This is a genomic window from Streptomyces flaveolus (genome assembly GCF_000716535.1).
GTDB lineage: Bacteria > Actinomycetota > Actinomycetes > Streptomycetales > Streptomycetaceae > Streptomyces > Streptomyces flaveolus_A.
In genome coordinates, this window is the sequence record NZ_JNWV01000172.1 from 1 (window position 1) to 343 (window position 343).

Consider the following 343-nt stretch of genomic DNA (forward strand, 5'->3'; position numbering starts at 1 on the left):
CCCCACCCGCACCCTCGCCCACCACCCCCTCTTCCAGGTGATGCTCGTCCTGCAGAACAACGCCCAGGGCGAGGCCCGGCTGCCCGGCGTGCACGCCCGCCTGGACGACCTGTCCGTCGGCACCGCCAAGTTCGACCTCGCCCTCACCCTGCACGAGCGGCACACCGCCGACGGAACGGCGGACGGCATAGCGGGCGCGCTGACGTACGCGACGGAAATGTTCGACCGGGCGTCGGCCGAGACACTGGTGGAGCGGCTGGTACGCCTGCTGGAGTGGACGGCCGAGAACCCCGACCGCTCACCGGCCCGATGGGACGTCCTCACCCCCGAGGAACACACACGC

General features: G+C 71.7%; 1 protein-coding gene. It reads left to right on the top strand.

All coding sequences use genetic code 11. The features are described 5' to 3' along the window. On the top strand, positions 1-343 hold a 343-nt coding region (locus tag OO52_RS45705), incomplete at both ends, for a condensation domain-containing protein (protein ID WP_037631272.1).